The sequence below is a fragment of the Streptomyces sp. BK79 genome, assembly GCF_044142145.1.
Classification (GTDB): Bacteria; Actinomycetota; Actinomycetes; order Streptomycetales; family Streptomycetaceae; genus Streptomyces.
The window spans coordinates 147,915-165,185 of record NZ_JBHVOC010000019.1; the positions used below are offsets into that span (position 1 = coordinate 147,915).

Consider the following 17,271-nt stretch of genomic DNA (forward strand, 5'->3'; position numbering starts at 1 on the left):
CCGCGGCCAGGGAGGGCACCGCGTAGGGGGTGGCCCCGAAGACCTAGGGGTTAACACCGCGCGTTCCCGCTCTTTAGGCTCCCCCCGTGTTCCGACCTCCCGTATTCCGCGAGCCACTGCACGTCGGCCGCCCCAATATCGGTGACCGTGAAAAACTCCGGGAAAAAATCGACGAAGCGCTGAACCGCCGGTGGCTGAGCAGCGGCCCGCTGGTGCGCGAACTCGAGGACCGGGTCGCCGAGCTGGCCGGCACCGCCCACGCCGTGGCGACGTGCAACGCCACCGTCGCCCTCCAGCTCGCGGCCCGCGCCACCGGTGTGCGGCCCGGCGCCGAGGTGATCGTCCCGTCCTTCACCTGGGTGGCCACCCCGCACGCGCTCGACTGGATCGGTCTCACACCCGTCTTCGGCGACATCGACGAGGAGACCGCCGGCCTCGACCCGGCCCACGCCGAGAAACTTATCGGCCCCGCCACCGGCGCCATCCTCGCCGTCCACGCCTTCGGCCGCCCCTGCCCGGTCGACGAACTCACCGAACTCGCCGACCGCCACGGGCTGCCGCTCCTGTTCGACGCCGCCCACGCCCTCGGCTCCACCCACCACGGGCGCCCGATCGGCTCCTTCGGCAGCGTCGAGGTCTTCTCCTTCCACGCCACGAAGTTCATCAACAGCTTCGAGGGCGGCGCCCTGGTCACCGACGACCCACAGATCGCCGAACGCGCCCGCGCCATGCGCAACTTCGGCATCGGCGAGGAACGGGAGGTCGTCTCCTGTGGCACCAACGCCAAGATGAGCGAGGCCAGCGCGGCCATGGGGCTGGTCTCACTGGAACGCGTCGACGCCCTGATCGAGCAGAACACCCGCAACCACCGCCTCTACGAGGAGGGCCTGGCCCAGCTGCCCGGAGTCTCGGTACGGGGACAGGCGGCGGGGGAGCGGGCCAACCACCAGTACCTGGTCATCGAGATCGACCAGGCCCGAGCCGGCGTGCACGCCGACCACGTACGTGCCGTACTGGAACGCCACAACGTGCTCTCCCGCCGCTACTTCCACCCCTGTTGCCACCAACTCGCCCCCTACCGCGATCGGCCCGAGGCCCACGCCCCCCTGCCGCTGCCGCGCTCCGAGGCACTGGCCGAGCGGGTGCTGGCACTGCCGACCGGAGAGGTCATCGGCGAGGAGGAGATCGACGGCGTCTGCCGCATCATCCGCTGGGCCGTCGAGACCGGCGCGGACGGCGACGCGAGCACGACGGACTGAGACGACGGGAACGCCGGCCGCCGGACGCGGCCGCGCCCACGACGGGCCGGGTCCGTGACACCTGGCCCCTGCCATGTACGGAAGAGGCTGGTGTGCGGATGCCGAACGAGTCGAGTAAGCCGAACGAGTCGAGTAGGTCGAGTAAGTCCAGTGAGTCCAGTGAGTCGAACGAAGCGAAGCTGCTCGATTACCTCAAGCGGACCACGGCCGACCTCCGCGAAGCCCGGCGGCGTCTGAGCGAGGCCGAACAGTCCGCACGCGAACCGCTGGCCATCGTGGGCATGAGCTGCCGACTGCCCGGCGGAGTCACCAGCCCCGACGAACTGTGGCAGCTCGTCGCCGACGGCCGCGACGGCATCACCCCGTTCCCGCGCGAGCGCGGCTGGGACGTCGACGGCCTGTACGACGCCGACCCCGACAAGGCCGGCAAGAGCTACGTGCGCGAGGGCGGCTTCCTCGAGGGCGCCGCCGAGTTCGACGCGGGCTTCTTCGGGATCAGTCCGCGCGAGGCGCTGGCCATGGATCCGCAGCAACGGCTGCTGCTGGAGGCATCCTGGGAGGCACTCGAACGTGCCGGCATCGACCCGGCGTCCCTCCGGGGCAGCCGCACCGGTGTCTTCGGCGGCGTCATGTACTGCGACTACGGCTCCGGCCGGACCGTCGTCCCCGAGGACCTGGAGGCGTACCTCGCCGCGGGCAGCGTCGCCAGCATCGTGTCCGGCCGCGTCTCCTACACCCTGGGGCTGGAGGGCCCGGCCGTCTCGATCGACACCGCGTGCTCCTCGTCCCTGGTCAGCCTGCATCTGGCGGGCCAGGCCCTGCTCCGGGGCGAATGCTCCCTGGCCCTCGTCGGCGGCGTGACCGTCATGACCCAGCCCAACATGTTCGTGGAGTACAGCCGCCAACGCGCGCTGTCCCCGGACGGCCGCTGCAAGGCGTTCTCGGCGGAGGCGGACGGCACCGGCTGGTCCGAGGGTGTGGGTGTGCTGGTGGTGGAGCGTCTGTCCGATGCCCGTCGCAATGGGCATCGGGTGCTGGCGGTGGTGCGGGGTTCGGCGGTGAACCAGGACGGCGCCTCCAGCGGCTTCACCGCGCCGAACGGTCCGTCGCAGCAGCGGGTGATCCGGCAGGCGCTGGCGGCTGCGGGGCTGCGGGCCTCGGATGTGGACGCGGTCGAGGCGCACGGCACCGGGACGACGCTCGGGGATCCCATCGAGGCGCAGGCGCTGCTGGCCACTTATGGTCAGGAACGGCCGGGCGAGGGTGCGCCGTTGTGGCTGGGGTCGTTGAAGTCGAACATCGGGCATGCGCAGGCGGCTGCGGGTGTGGCCGGTGTGATCAAGATGGTGATGGCGATGCGGCACGGGGTGCTGCCGCGCACGCTGCATGTGGAGGAGCCGTCGCCGCATGTGGACTGGTCGGCGGGGGCGGTGGAGCTGCTGACCGAGGCCCGGTCGTGGGAGAGCGAGGGGCGTCCGCGCAGGGCGGGTGTGTCGTCGTTCGGGATCAGCGGGACTAACGCGCACGTGATCCTGGAGGAAGCGCCGGTTGATGAGGTGGTGGAGGAGGAGGGTCCTCGTGTGCCGCTGCCGGTGGTGCCGTGGGTGTTGTCGGGGCGTGGTGAAGGTGCGTTGCGGGCGCAGGCGGAGCGGCTGGCGGGGTATGTGGCCGGGCGGGACGATCTGACGCCGCTGGATGTGGGGTTCTCGCTGGCCACCACGCGGAGCGCGCTGGAACGCCGGGCCGTGGTGGTAGGGCGCGACGCTGAGGAACTGCTGCGTGGGCTGGGTGCGGTGGCGTCCGGTGAGACGCCGGGTGTTTCGTCGGTGACCGGTCGTACGGCGTTCGTGTTCTCGGGGCAGGGCAGTCAGCGTGCGGGTATGGGGCGGGAGTTGTATGAGGCGTTCCCGGTGTTCGCGCGGGCGCTCGATGAGGTGGTCGAGGCGCTGGGGTTGCCGTTGCGGGAGGTGATGTGGGAGGGCGGTGACGACCTGGACCGGACCGGGTTCACGCAGCCCGCCCTGTTCGCTCACGAGGTCGCGCTGTTCCGGCTGCTGGAGTCGTGGGGTGTGCGCCCGGACGTTGTGGCGGGGCATTCCATCGGTGAGCTGACGGCCGCGCATGTCGCGGGAGTGTTGTCCCTGGAGGACGCGGCGACGCTGGTGGCGGCCCGGGCCAGGCTGATGGAGGCGCTCCCGACGGGCGGCGCGATGATCGCCGTACAGGCCACCGAAGAGGAAGTACGTCCGCATCTCACCGACGGTGTAGCGGTGGCCGCCGTGAACGGGCCGCGCTCTGTGGTGATCTCCGGGGACGAGGACGCGGTCACCGAGTTGGCCGGGCATTTTGAGCGGACGACGCGGTTGAAGGTGTCCCACGCGTTCCACTCCCCGCTCATGGAGCCGATGCTCGACGAGTTCCGGCAGGTGGCATCCGGGCTGGCGTACCACGAGCCGGCGCTGCCGGTGGTGTCGAACGTGACCGGCACTCTCGCCGATCCGACAGCTCTGTGCGATCCCGAGTACTGGGTCCGTCATGTCCGTGAGACCGTCCGCTACTACGACGGGATCCAGGCGCTGGAGGAGCAGGGCGTCCGCACGTTCGTGGAGGTCGGCCCGCAGGCGGTCCTCGCCGGCCTGGGCTGCGGTGAGGACGCGGTGTTCCTGGCCGCCCAGCGACGCGACCGCCCCGAGACGCACCAGCTCCTCACCACCCTGGGCGACCTGCACACCCGAGGCGTCACCGTCGACTGGGAGGCGTTCTTCGACGGGCGCGGTGCCCGCACCGTCGATCTGCCCACCTACCCCTTCCAGCGTGAGCGTTTCTGGCTGGATGCCGCGCTCGACGTCGGGAATCCCTCCGGCCTCGGACAGCGGTCCGCGGAGCACCCGCTGCTCGGCGCCATGGTGCCGTTGCCCGGCAGTGACGGCGTGGTGCTGACCGGCCGTCTTTCCCTCACCACTCACCCCTGGCTCGCCGACCACACGGTTCTCGGCACCACACTGCTGCCCGGGACCGCGTTCGTGGAACTGGCGCTGCACGCCGGCCACCAGGTCGGCTGCCCTGTCCTGGACGAACTGACCATCCAGGAACCGCTGGTCCTGCCCGCGCACGAGGGCGTGGCCGTGCAGGTCGTGGTGGAGGGGCCCGACGACGCCGGCACCCGGCACCTGCTCATCCACTCCCGGCCGGAGTCGGCGCCTCTGGACGAGCCGTGGGCGCGCAACGCCACCGGCGTTCTGGCCCCCGGCGGCCCGGAGGCGGCCGAGCCTCGGACCGACCTGCGGGCCTGGCCTCCTCAGGGGGCCGTCCCGCTGCCCGCCGACGGCTTCTACGAGCGGCTCACAGAGCGCGGCTTCGGCTACGGGCCGGTGTTCCAGTGCCTGCGCGCCGCCTGGCGGCGGGACGGCGAACTGTTCGCCGAGGTGGCGCTCCCCGACAGCGCGCTGGACGAGGCGTCGGCCTTCGGACTGCACCCGGCGCTGCTCGACGCCGCCCTGCACGTCAGCATCCTGGAGGAGCAGGAGGGCGAGGAGAGCCCCTCGATCCCCTTCTCGTGGAGCGGGGTCCGGCTGCACGCCACGGGTGCCGCCGTCCTGCGGGTGCGGGTCTCCGCGGACGGTGGCTCCGTCACGGTCGCCGATGCCCACGGGGCGCCCGTGGCCGACGTACGGGACATCACCGCCCGCCCCGTGTCGGCCGACCGGCTCGGTGGGGGCTCCGGCGAAGAGCGCGAGGCCCTGTACCAGGTGGAGTGGCTGCCGGTGCCTGGGCCGGTCACCCCGGTCACTTCGTGGGCGATCCTGGGGGAGGATCCTCTCGCCGCCGGCCACGACGTTCCCGTCTTCCCGGACGTGGCCGCCCTCGCCGCCGCCGTCGTCGAAGGCGCTCCGGTCCCCGAGGCGGTCGTCCTCGACGCCGACCACCTCGGCGACACGGCCGACTCCACCCCGTATCTGCCGGACCGGACGCGCTCCTTCACCAGCCGGGTCCTGCCCGTCCTCCAGCAGTGGCTGGAGCACGACGTGCTCACCGCCGCCCGCCTGGTCGTAATGACGCGGGGCGCGGCGGGGGCGGCGGACACTGGCGCGGTCGACGTGGCACAGGCGCCCGTCTGGGGTCTGGTGCGGGCCGCCGCCGAGGAGATGCCCGGCCGCTTCGGCCTCCTCGACCTGGACCCCGCCACGGACGGGGAGGCACCCGACCCGGCGGTCCTGGCCGAGGCGCTCGGCAGCCACGAGGGTGAACTCGCCGTGCGCGGAAGCCGTCTGCTGATGCCCCGCCTCTCCGCGATCGACCCCGGCACGGGCGTCGAGGCGGCCGGGCCGTGGGACCCCGCCGGTACGGTGCTGATCACCGGCGGCACCGGGGGGCTGGGGTCGCTCGTGGCCCGTCATCTGGTCGTCGAGCACGGCGTCCGGCACCTGCTGCTGGTCAGCCGGAGCGGCATGGCCGCGGGCGGCGCCGCGGACCTGGTGGCGGAGCTGTCGGAGGCGGGCGCCGAGGTGCGAGTGGAGCGGTGCGACGTCGCGGACCACGAGGCGCTGGCCGAGCTGCTCGCCACCGTCCCCGCCGACCGCCCCCTCAGAGGCGTCGTGCACACGGCCGGCATCGCCGAGGGCGGGCTGGTCACCACCCTCACACCGGCCTCCATGGAACGGGTCATGCGGCCCAAGGCCGACGCTGCGTGGAACCTGCACGTCCTCACCCAGGACGCGGACATGACGGCGTTCGTCATGTTCTCCTCGTCCGGCGGTCTCATCCTGGCGGCGGGACAGGGCGACTACGCCGCCGCCAACGTCTTCCTCGACGCCCTCGCCCAGCACCGTCGGGCGACCGGACTGCCCGCCACCTCACTCGCGTACGCCACATGGGACCCGCCCGTCGGCCTCACCGCGCAGCTCACCGACGTCGATCTCAACCGCATCCGCTCCCTGGGCGTCCCCGCGATCAAGGCACACCAGGCGTTCGCCCTGTTCGACCAGGCGTTGACGACCGAGCACCATCTCCTGGCCCCCCTCGTGCTCAACACGGCCGTCCTGCACACCCGGCGCCGGGGTGCCTGGATCGGCGGCGGCACCGAACTCCCGCCCCTGCTGCGTCCGGCCACCCGCTCGGCGCACCGCGCGGCACGCCCGACGGCGGGCGGCCCCACGACCGCGGGTGAGGGAGCGACCGGCGCCGGAGGTCTCGCCGGACAGCTGGCCGGGCTTCCCGAGTCCCAGGCCCGCGAAACCCTGCTCGACCTGGTCCGCAGCCACGCCGCGTGGGTACTCGGACACGCCTCGGCCGACCCCATCGACCCTGACCGGGCCTTCCTGGAACTCGGCTACGACTCGCTGACCGCGCTGGAACTGAGGAACCGACTCAAGATCGTCAGCGGCGTGCCGTTGCCGACCACCGTCGTCTTCGACTACCCGAGCGCCCGAGCCCTCGCCGACCGGCTGCTGGAGGAACTGCTCGAGGACGCCGGGGCCCCTGATACCTCGGTCACGGCACCCGGGAGGGCGACGACCGTCACCGACGAACCGATCGCCATCGTCGGCATCGGCTGCCGGTACCCGGGTGGCGTCACCGGCCCCGACGACCTGTGGCGCATGGTCGCGGAGGGCATCGACGGCATCACCGAGTTCCCGGCCGACCGCGGCTGGCAGGTCGAGCGGCTCTACGACCCGGACATGACCGTGCCGCACAGCAGTTACGTCAGGCACGGTGGTTTCCTGCACGACGCCGCCGACTTCGACCCGGCCTTCTTCGGGATCAGCCCGCGCGAGGCGCTGGAGATGGACCCGCAGCAGCGGTTGCTGCTGGAGACCGCCTGGGAGGCCCTGGAGCACGCGGGCATCCGGCCGTCCGGGCTCAAGGGCAGCACCACCGGTGTCTTCGCCGGCGTCATGTACCACGACTACCTGACCGGTCGCAGCTCCGGGAGTGTCGTGGCCGGTCGCGTCTCCTACGCGCTGGGCCTGGAGGGCCCCGCGATGTCGGTGGACACCGCCTGCTCCTCCTCCCTGGTCAGCCTGCATCTGGCAGCCCAGGCCCTGCGCAACGGGGAGTGCTCCCTCGCCCTGGCGGGCGGCGTCGCGGTCATGGCCACGCCCGACAGCTTCGTGGAGTTCAGTCGTCAGCGGGGGCTCTCTCCGGACGGCCGCTGCAAGGCGTTCTCGGCGGGGGCGGACGGTACGGGCTGGTCCGAGGGGGTGGGTGTGCTGGTGGTGGAGCGTCTGTCGGATGCGCGGCGTAACGGTCATCGGGTGTTGGCGGTGGTGCGGGGTTCGGCGGTGAATCAGGACGGTGCGTCGAACGGACTGACGGCGCCGAACGGTCCGTCGCAGCAGCGGGTGATCCGGCAGGCGTTGGCGGCTGCGGGGCTGCGTGCCTCGGATGTGGACGCGGTCGAGGCGCACGGGACCGGGACGACGCTCGGGGATCCCATCGAGGCGCAGGCGCTGCTGGCCACTTATGGTCAGGAACGGCCGGGTGAGGGTGCGCCGTTGTGGCTGGGGTCGTTGAAGTCGAACATCGGGCATGCGCAGGCGGCTGCGGGTGTGGCGGGTGTGATCAAGATGGTGATGGCGATGCGGCATGGGGTGCTGCCGCGGACGCTGCATGTGGAGGAGCCGTCGCCGCACGTGGACTGGTCGGCGGGGGCGGTGGAGTTGCTGACCGAGGCCCGGTCGTGGGAGAGCGAGGGGCGTCCGCGCAGGGCGGGTGTGTCGTCGTTCGGTTTCAGTGGGACCAATGCGCACGTGATCCTGGAGGAAGCGCCGGTACTGGCGGAGGAGGACGTGGAGTCTTCTGGACCGTTGCCGGTGGTGCCGTGGGTGTTGTCGGGGCGTGGTGAGGGTGCGTTGCGGGCGCAGGCGGAGCGGCTGGCGGGGTATGTGGCCGGGCGGGACGATCTGACGCCGCTGGACGTGGCCTACTCCCTGGCCGCTACGAGGTCGGTGTTCGAGCACCGGGCCGTGGTGGTGGGCCGCGACACCGAAGAACTGCTGCGCGGACTTGGCGATGTGGCGTCCGGTGAGAAGCCGGGTGTTTCGCCGGTGACCGGTCGTACGGCGTTCGTGTTCTCCGGGCAGGGCAGTCAGCGTGCGGGCATGGGACGGGATTTGTACGAGGCGTTCCCCGTCTTCGCGCGGGCGCTCGACGAGGTGGTCGATGCGCTCGGGTTGCCGTTGCGGGAGGTGATGTGGGAGGGCGGCGACCTCGACCGGACCGGGTTCACGCAGCCCGCCCTGTTCGCCCACGAGGTCGCGCTGTTCCGGCTGCTGGAGTCGTGGGGTGTGCGCGCGGATGTGGTGGCGGGGCATTCCATCGGTGAGCTGGTCGCCGCGCATGTGGCGGGTGCGTTGTCCCTGGCGGACGCGGCGACGTTGGTGGCGGCGCGGGCGCGGCTGATGGACGCGTTGCCGAGCGGTGGCGCGATGATCGCCGTACAGGCCACGGAAGAAGAAGTACGGGGACGCCTCACCGACGGTGTGACCGTGGCAGCCGTCAACGGGCCGAGGTCTGTGGTGATTTCTGGGGACGAGGACGCGGTCACCGAGGTGGCCGGGCACTTCGAGCGGACGACGCGACTGAAGGTGTCCCACGCGTTCCACTCCGCGCTCATGGAGCCGATGCTGGCGGAGTTCGGGAAGACCGCCGCTCAGCTCACCTACCGTGAGCCCACCCTGCCCGTCGTCTCGAACGTGACCGGCGGCCTCGCCGAGCCCGGTGACCTCCAGGACCCGGAGTACTGGGTCCGCCACGTCCGCGAGACCGTCCGCCACCACGACGGCATCCAGGCCCTGGAAGAGCAGGGCGTCCGCACATTCGTCGAGGTCGGCCCGCAGGCGGTTCTCGCCGGCCTGGGCTGCGGCGATGACGCCGTCTTCCTCGCCACTCAGCGACGCGACCGCCCCGAGACGCAGCAGCTCCTCACCACCCTGGGCGACCTGCACACCCGAGGCGTCCCGGTCGACTGGGAGGCGTTCTTCGACGGGCGCGGTGCCCGCACCGTCGATCTGCCCACCTACCCCTTCCAGCACCAGCGCTTCTGGATCAACTCACTCGACACGGGGGCGGACATCTCCGCCGCGGGCCTGGAATCGGCGCAGCACCCTCTCCTGGGGGCCGTGTTGGCGACGCCCCAAGGTGACGGGGTGACGCTCACCGGGCGTATCTCCCGGGAGTCCGAGCCCTGGCTGGCCGATCACACCGTGATGGGTGGTGTGCTGCTGCCCGGGACGGCGTTCGTCGAGATGGCCGTACGCGCTGGCGACGAGGTCGGGTGCCCGGTGGTCGAGGAGCTGACCATGGAGGCTCCACTCGTCCTGCCGGAGCGCGGTGCCCTCATGATCCAGGTGACGGTGGCCGAGCCCGACCACGCGGGCCGGCGGGCGGTGGCGGTGCACTCCCGGCCCGAGGGCGACGCGTCGGAGACGGCGTGGACCCGGCACGCGGACGGTGTCCTCGCGGAAGCGGCCGACTCCGTACCGCCCACCGGGGCAGCGGACATGACGACCTGGCCGCCGCCGGGAGCCACCTCGTTCGACCTGGACGGTTTCTATGACGCGCTGACGGACCACGGGCTGCGCTACGGGCCCGCCTTCCAGGGGCTGCGCGCCGTCTGGCGGCGGGACGACGCACTGTTCGCCGAGGTGAAGCTGCCGGACCACGTCATCGACGGTGGTGCGTACGGTCTGCACCCGGCGCTGCTCGACGCCGCCCTGCACGCCCACCTGGTGGCTGTCGTCGAGGGCCCGGGCGAGACGGACGGCGGGGACGGGCCGGCGATTCCGTTCACGTGGAACGGAGTCCGCCTGCACGCCGCGGGCGCCACGGTGTTGCGGGTCCGTCTCACCGGCGACGGCCTGGAGGCGTTCGACTCCACCGGTTCGCCGGTCGTCTCGGTGGAGTCCCTGTCGACCCGGCCCCTGCCCGCCGATCCGCACGGGTCCGGTACCCCTGCGGAGTCCGGTGACGGCGGCGCCCTCCACCGGGTGACCTGGGTCCCGGTCCCAGTCCCGGAGACGGACGGCCAGGGCGCCACCGCCCCCAGCTGGGCGGTCCTCGACGGGACCAGGTCCGGCGGCGACCGCTATCCGGACGTGGCCGCCCTGATCGAGGCGGTCGGCGGGGGAACGGTGCCCGTGCCGGACGTCGTACTGCTTCCCGTCGCGTCGGCCGGAGCGGTCCCGCAGACCGGGCCGGAAGCCGGAGCCGAGGACATCCCCACGCGGGTCCGCGCGGCCGTGCACCACACCCTCACCGGCCTCCAGGGGCTGCTGAGCGAGGACAGGCTGGCCGGTTCCGTGCTCGCCGTGGTGACGCACCGCGCGGTCGACACCGGTGAAGGAGACGCGGCGGGTGACCTGACCGGCCTGGTACAGGCGGCGGTGTGGGGTCTCGTGCGTTCCGCGCAGGAGGAGGAGCCCGGCCGGGTCGTCCTCCTCGACCAGGACACGCCGGACACCCCGTACGCCGTACTGGCCGCGTACGCGGTCCTCGGCGAACCCCAGCTGGCCCTGCGGGACGGCCCGCGCGCGCCGCGACTCGGACGCGTCGAGAGTGCTCCGGAGCAGGAGGCCGAGAGCGCGCCGGCCGGCGTCGGCGGAACCGACGGCTGGAAGCCCGACGGCACGGTGCTCGTCACCGGCGGCACGGGCGGTCTCGGACGGCTCGTCGCCCGCCATCTGGTCACCGACCACGGCAGGCGCGACCTGCTGCTGGTCAGCCGTCGGGGGCCCGAGGCCGCCGGCGCCGAGGCCCTCTTCGCGGACCTGACCGCGCTCGGCGCCCGGGTCCGGATCGAGGCCTGTGACACGGGTGACCGTGAGGCGCTCGCCCGCCTGCTGGCCACCGTTCCCGCCGAACACCCCCTCACCGCCGTCGTCCACGCCGCCGGTGTCATGGACAACGCGCTGATCGGCGGCCTGAGCAGGGAGCAGACCGAAACCGTACTGCGTCCCAAGGCCGACACGGCGTGGCACCTGCACGAGCTGACCCGTGACCACGACCTGGGCGGCTTCATCATGTTCTCCTCCGCCGCCGGCGTACTGGGCGCCGCCGGGCAGGGCAACTACGCGGCGGCCAACGCCTTCCTCGACGCCCTGGCCCGGCACCGCCGCGGACAAGGGCTGCCGGGTCAGTCGCTCGCCTGGGGCCTCTGGCAGGGCGGGGTGGGCATGACACGCGAAATGAGCGACGCGGACCGCTCCCGGATGCGGCGTGGCGGGGTCGGCTCCCTCACCGTCGAGGACGGGCTGCGGCTGTTCACGGCGGCCCTGACCGTCGACGAGCCCGTACTGCTCCCGGTGCGGCTGGACCCGGCCGCGCTGCGGGCCGCCGGACCGGACGTGCAGGCCATGCTCCGCGAGCTGGTGCCCGTCGGCACCCGCCGTCGTACCCCCGCCCGTACCCGTGCCGGCGACGGCGCGGACGGTGGCCGCGCCCTGACCGAACGCCTCGCGGGTCTGCCGGCCGGCGAACGGGCGCACGCGGTGGGCGAGCTGGTCCGTGCCCATGTCGGAGCCGTCCTGGGCCACACCGGACCGGACGCGATCGATCCGGAGGTCACCTTCCAGCAGCTCGGCTTCGACTCCCTGGCGGGCATCGAGCTGCGCAACCGGCTCAAGGCGGCCACCGGACTGCACCTGTCCGCCGCCGTGGTCTTCGACCAGCCCACCCCGGCCGCCCTGGCCCGCCACCTCACGGAGGAACTCACCGCGGACGACGCGGCCGTCTCCCGTGCGGTGCTGGCCGACGTCGACCGGCTGGAGGCCGCCCTGGCCGCCCTGCCGCTCGCCGACGGCGGCGACTCCACCCGCATCACCGGCCGCCTGGAGGCCCTGCTCCGCACGTGGCAGGGCCGCCTCGGCGACCGCCCGCGGGCGACGGGCGGCCGACCCGACGACGACCTCGCGGCGGTCACGGACGAGGAGCTGTTCCAGGTCCTCGACAACGAGTTCGGGCTCTGACGCACCTGTGGTACCTGACGAAACGGTGGGACCGATGTCCAACGCGATGCCGAACGGAATGTCGCACAACGGAATGCCGCACAACGGAATGCCGCACAACGAGATGTCGCACAACGAGATGTCGAACGACGACAAGCTGCGCGACTACCTCCGACGCGCCACGACGGACCTGCGCGAGACCCGACGCCGCCTGCGCGAGGCCGAGGAACTCCAGCACGAGCCGATCGCCGTCGTCGGCATGGGCTGCCGTATGCCCGGGGGCGTCCGCACCCCCGAGGACCTGTGGGAGCTGATCGCCGGCGGTCGCGACGCGATGTCCCCGTTCCCCACCGACCGGGGCTGGAACCTGGACGGGCTCCACGGCACCGACCCGGAAACCCCCGGCGCCAGCCTCGCGCACGCCGGGGGTTTCCTCGACGACATCGCCCACTTCGACGCCGGGCTGTTCGGCATCAACCCGCGCGAGGCGCTGGCCATGGACCCGCAGCAGCGGCTACTGCTGGAACTCACCTGGGAGTCCCTGGAACGCGCGGGCATCGACCCGCTCTCCCTGCGCGACAGCCGCACGGGCGTCTTCGCGGGCGCCATGTACCACGACTACAGCACCCGCCCGATCCAGGTGCCGGAGGACGTCGAGGGCTACCTGATGATCGGCAACTCGGCCGCCGTGCTGTCGGGCCGTGTCGCCTACGCCTTCGGCTTCCAGGGACCCGCCGTCACCATCGACACCACCTGCTCCTCCTCGCTGGTCACCCTCCACCTGGCGTGCGCCGCACTCCGCCGCGGCGAGTGCACCCTCGCCGTCGCCGGCGGCGCCACGGTGATGTGCACCCCGGACGTCTTCGTGGAGTTCAGCCGGCAGGGCGCGCTGTCCGCCGACGGCCGCTGCAAGGCGTTCTCGGCGGGGGCCGACGGCACCGGCTGGTCCGAGGGCGTCGGCCTGCTCCTGCTCGAACGCCTCTCCGACGCCCGCCGCAACGGTCACGAGGTGCTGGCCGTCGTCCGCGGGTCGGCGGTCAACCAGGACGGGGCCTCCAACGGCCTGACCGCTCCGAACGGACCGGCCCAGCGCCGTGTCATCGAGGACGCCCTGCTCGACGCCCGAGTGAGCCCCGACGACGTCGACGCCGTCGAGGCGCACGGCACCGGCACCGTCCTCGGTGACCCGATCGAGGCCGACGCCCTGCTCGCCACCTACGGCCGTGACCGGCCGCACGACCGCCCACCGCTGCGGCTGGGATCGGTCAAGTCGAACATCGGGCACACCCAGGCGGCCGCCGGTGTGGCGGGTGTGATCAAGATGGTGATGGCGATGCGGCACGGGGTGCTGCCCCGGACGCTGCACGCGGACGAGCCGTCGCCGCACGTGGACTGGTCGGCGGGAGCGGTGGAACTCCTCACCGAGGCCCGCCCCTGGGACCGCGCGGGCCACCCCCGCCGGGCCGGCGTCTCCTCCTTCGGCATCAGCGGTACCAACGCCCACGTCATCCTCGAAGAGGCTCCGCCGCAGACCGGACCGGCGGGAGAGGACCCGGGCCCCGGCACCGTGTCAGGACGGCTCCGCGCTGTGCCGTGGGTGGTGTCAGGCCGTACCGACGCGGCCCTGCGCGCCCAGGCCGCCCGGCTCGCCGAGCACCTGCACGGCCACCCGGATCTTCGCCCGGCGGACGTCGGCCACACCCTCACCACCCGCCCCGCGCTGGACCGCAGGGCCGTGGTGGTGGGGTCCGACCGTGAGGAGTTGCTGCGAGGGCTGGCGGCGGTGGCGTCCGGTGAGGAGCCGGGTGTTTCGCCGGTGACCGGTCGTACGGCGTTCGTGTTCTCGGGGCAGGGGAGCCAGCGTGCGGGTATGGGGCGGGAGTTTTACGAGACGTTCCCCGTCTTCGCGCGGGCGCTCGACGAGGTGGTCGATGCGCTCGGGCTGCCGTTGCGGGAGGTGATGTGGGAGGGCGGTGACGACCTCGACCGGACCGGGTTCACGCAACCGGCTCTGTTCGCCTACGAGGTCGCGCTCTATCGGCTGCTGGAGTCATGGGGAGTACGCCCGGATGTCGTGGCCGGGCATTCCATCGGTGAGCTGACGGCCGCGCATGTGGCGGGTGTGTTGTCCCTGGCGGACGCGGCGACTTTGGTGGCGGCGCGGGCCAGGCTGATGGACGCGCTCCCGGCGGGTGGCGCGATGATCGCCGTACAGGCCACGGAAGAGGACGTACGGGGACGCCTCATCGACGGTGTGACCGTGGCTGCCGTGAACGGGCCGCGCTCCGTGGTGATCTCCGGGGACGAGGCGGCCGTCACCGAGGTCGCGGGGCATTTCGAGCGGACGACGCGGTTGAAGGTGTCCCACGCGTTCCACTCCCCGTTGATGGAGCCGATGCTCGACGAGTTCCGGCGGGTGGCTTCGGGGCTGACGTATCGCGAGCCGGTCCTGCCGGTGGTGTCCAACGTGACCGGCACTCTCGCCGGCCCGGGGGACCTGTGCGATCCCGAGTACTGGGTCCGTCACGTCCGTGAGACCGTCCGCCACCACGACGGACTGGACAGCCTCGTGGCCCGCGGCGTGCGCCGCTTCCTGGAGGTCGGGCCGGCGCCCGTGCTGACCGCGCTCGCCGCCGAACGTCCCGAGGCGGACGGCGCCGTGCACGTCTCCACCTCGCGCAGGCGGGGCGACCCGACGGAGTGCCTGCTGCGGGCCGTCGGGCGGCTGCACGCCAGTGGCCTGCCCCTGGACTGGGACGCCGTTCTCGCTGCCGCCGGCCCCGTCCGCCGCGTTCCTCTGCCCACCTACGCCTTCCAGCGCAAGCGCTACTGGCTCGACGCCACGCCGGGTGGCGGGGACCGGGAGGCCGGTCCCGAACGCCTCCGTTACCGGATCGCCTGGCACCCGGTGGCGCCTTCGACGGCGGAGCCCCGACTGGAGGGGACATGGATCATCGCCGTCCCCGCTTCCCATCAGGAGCACCCGCTCGTTCCGGCCCTCGTGGACGCCGTCACCCGGAGCGGCGGGCACCCGTCCGTACTCGTCACGGACACGGCCACGGACACCGTCAGTGCCGGCACCGGCACCGGCACCGACACCGATCTCGACCTCGACGTGTTGACCGGGCGACTGGGCACCCCTGCCGGAGTGCTCTCCCTGCTGGCGCTGGACGACGCTCCGCATGCTCACCACGTCGGCCTCTCCCGGGGTTTCGTGCACACTCAGGCGCTGGTCAAGGCGGTTCGCCGACTGGCCGGACCCGCCGTGCTCTGGTGTGTCACCAGTGGGGCCGTCGCCGTCGACGCCGGTGAGGACGTCCGGTGCGACCAGGCCCAGTTGTGGGGGACCGGGACCGTCCTGGCCCTGGACCACCCGGACACCTGGGGCGGCCTCGTCGACGTGCCCGGCCCCGGCGTCCTCCCGGCAGCCGAAACCGCCCTCCGCGTCGTCGGCCTGCTGGCCGATCCCGGCGGTGAGGACCAGGTGGCCGTACGGTCCGGCGGCGTGTTCGGCCGGCGCATGGTCCGGGCTCCCCGGCCCCGGTCCGGCGCGGAGGCGTGGCAGCCGCGCGGGACCGTGCTGGTCACCGGGGGGACCGGCGTTCTCGGCGCGCACACGGCCCGCTGGCTCGTCCGCCACGGCGCCCGTCACCTCCTGCTCACGAGCCGACGCGGCCCGGACGCCCCCGGCGCCGCCGAACTGGCCGCCGAGCTGACCGCCCGGGGCGCCCGGGTCACCGTCGTGGCCTGCGACGTCGCCGACCGGGACGAGGTCGTCGCCCTCCTGGACCACGTGCCCGACGAGCACCCCCTGACCGCCGTGGTGCACGCCGCCGGCGTCCTGGGCGAACCCGTCGACCTGACGGACATGACACCGGAATCCTTCGCCGACGTCATGCGCGCCAAGACCGAGGGAGCACGCCACCTCGACGAGGTCCTCCGTGACCGGCCGCTGGACGCCTTCGTCCTGTTCTCCTCCGGCGCCGCCGTCTGGGGCAGCGCCGGGCAGGCGGCCTACGCCGCGGGCAACGCCCACCTGGACGCCCTCGCCCACCGGCGCCGCGCCCGGGGCCAGGCCGCCACGTCCATCGCCTGGGGGCCCTGGCGCGGCGGCATGGTCGACGCCGGGGCCGAGGCCGCCCTGCGCCGCGCCGGAGTCCCCGCGATGGACCCCGAACCCGCGCTGGAGGTGCTCCGCCAAGCCCTGGACGACGACGAGACACAGCTCGTCGTCGGGGACTTCGACTGGCCGCGCTTCGCCGCCGTCTACGGCTTCGACCGCCCCCGGCCGCTGCTGCGGGCTCTCCCCGAGGCAACCGGCGCCGCGCGGGACCGTACCGCCGTCGAGGTCCCGTCGGCGTCGGCGGAAGACGCGGCGCACCTGGAGCCGCTGTCCGCCGTTCGCCTGGCCGCGCTCTCCGAGACCGAGCAGGAGCGGACCTTGGTGGAAGTCGTGACCGCCCAAGCCGCCCGCGTCCTCGGCTACGACCGCGACGAGGTCGAGCCCGACCGGGCGTTCAAGGACATCGGCTTCGACTCCATGACCGCCGTCGACTACCGCCAACGCCTGGCCGCCGTCCTCGGACTGGACCTGCCGGCCACCCTGATCTTCGACCACGCCACCCCTACCGCTCTCGCCCGCCACCTGCGGACCGAACTCCTCGGAGCGGACGCCGACCCGCTCACCGCCGTCCTGGCCGGCCTGGACCGGCTGGAGGCCGTGGCCCCCGGCCTGCCCCGGGACGACATCGACCGGAACCGGCTCGCCGCCCGCCTCCAGGCCCTGGCCTCCCGCCTCACCGCCGGCACGGGGACGACCGCCACGTCCGGTACGTCCACCACGTCCGAGGACGCCACCGACATCGCGGGCCGTCTCGAGGACGCCGGCGCCGACGACGTCCTCGCCTTCATCGACAAGGAACTCGGCGTCGGCTGACCCGCCCTCGCGGGGGCCGCCGCCGACACGGGCCTTCTAGGGGCGACTAGGGGTAGGCGGCCCCGTCGCCGCACTGAATTCTTAGGCATTGATCATTCATAAGCATTGATCACGGATCGTCATTATTTGCGCA

The 17,271-nt window shown here is 72.8% G+C and carries 3 protein-coding genes; all 3 read left to right on the forward strand.

Going from position 1 to position 17,271, the window contains the following annotated elements:
- Nucleotides 1–86 precede the first annotated feature (86 nt).
- The 3 genes from ACFIF2_RS23850 (at nt 87) to ACFIF2_RS23860 (ending at nt 17,138) form a co-directional block, all read left to right on the forward strand.
- The gene (locus ACFIF2_RS23850; protein WP_395575261.1) at nt 87–1,259 is read left to right on the forward strand and encodes a DegT/DnrJ/EryC1/StrS family aminotransferase; all 1,173 of its coding nucleotides are present in this window, start codon (nt 87–89) and stop codon (nt 1,257–1,259) included.
- 98 nt (nt 1,260–1,357) lie between these two features.
- A complete protein-coding gene (locus tag ACFIF2_RS23855) occupies nt 1,358–12,223 on the forward strand; it encodes an SDR family NAD(P)-dependent oxidoreductase (RefSeq protein WP_395575266.1) in 10,866 nt (3,621 codons plus the stop codon).
- A 34-nt stretch (nt 12,224–12,257) separates the two neighbouring features.
- The gene (locus ACFIF2_RS23860; RefSeq protein WP_395575262.1) at nt 12,258–17,138 is read left to right on the forward strand and encodes an SDR family NAD(P)-dependent oxidoreductase; all 4,881 of its coding nucleotides are present in this window, start codon (nt 12,258–12,260) and stop codon (nt 17,136–17,138) included.
- Nucleotides 17,139–17,271 lie beyond the last annotated feature (133 nt).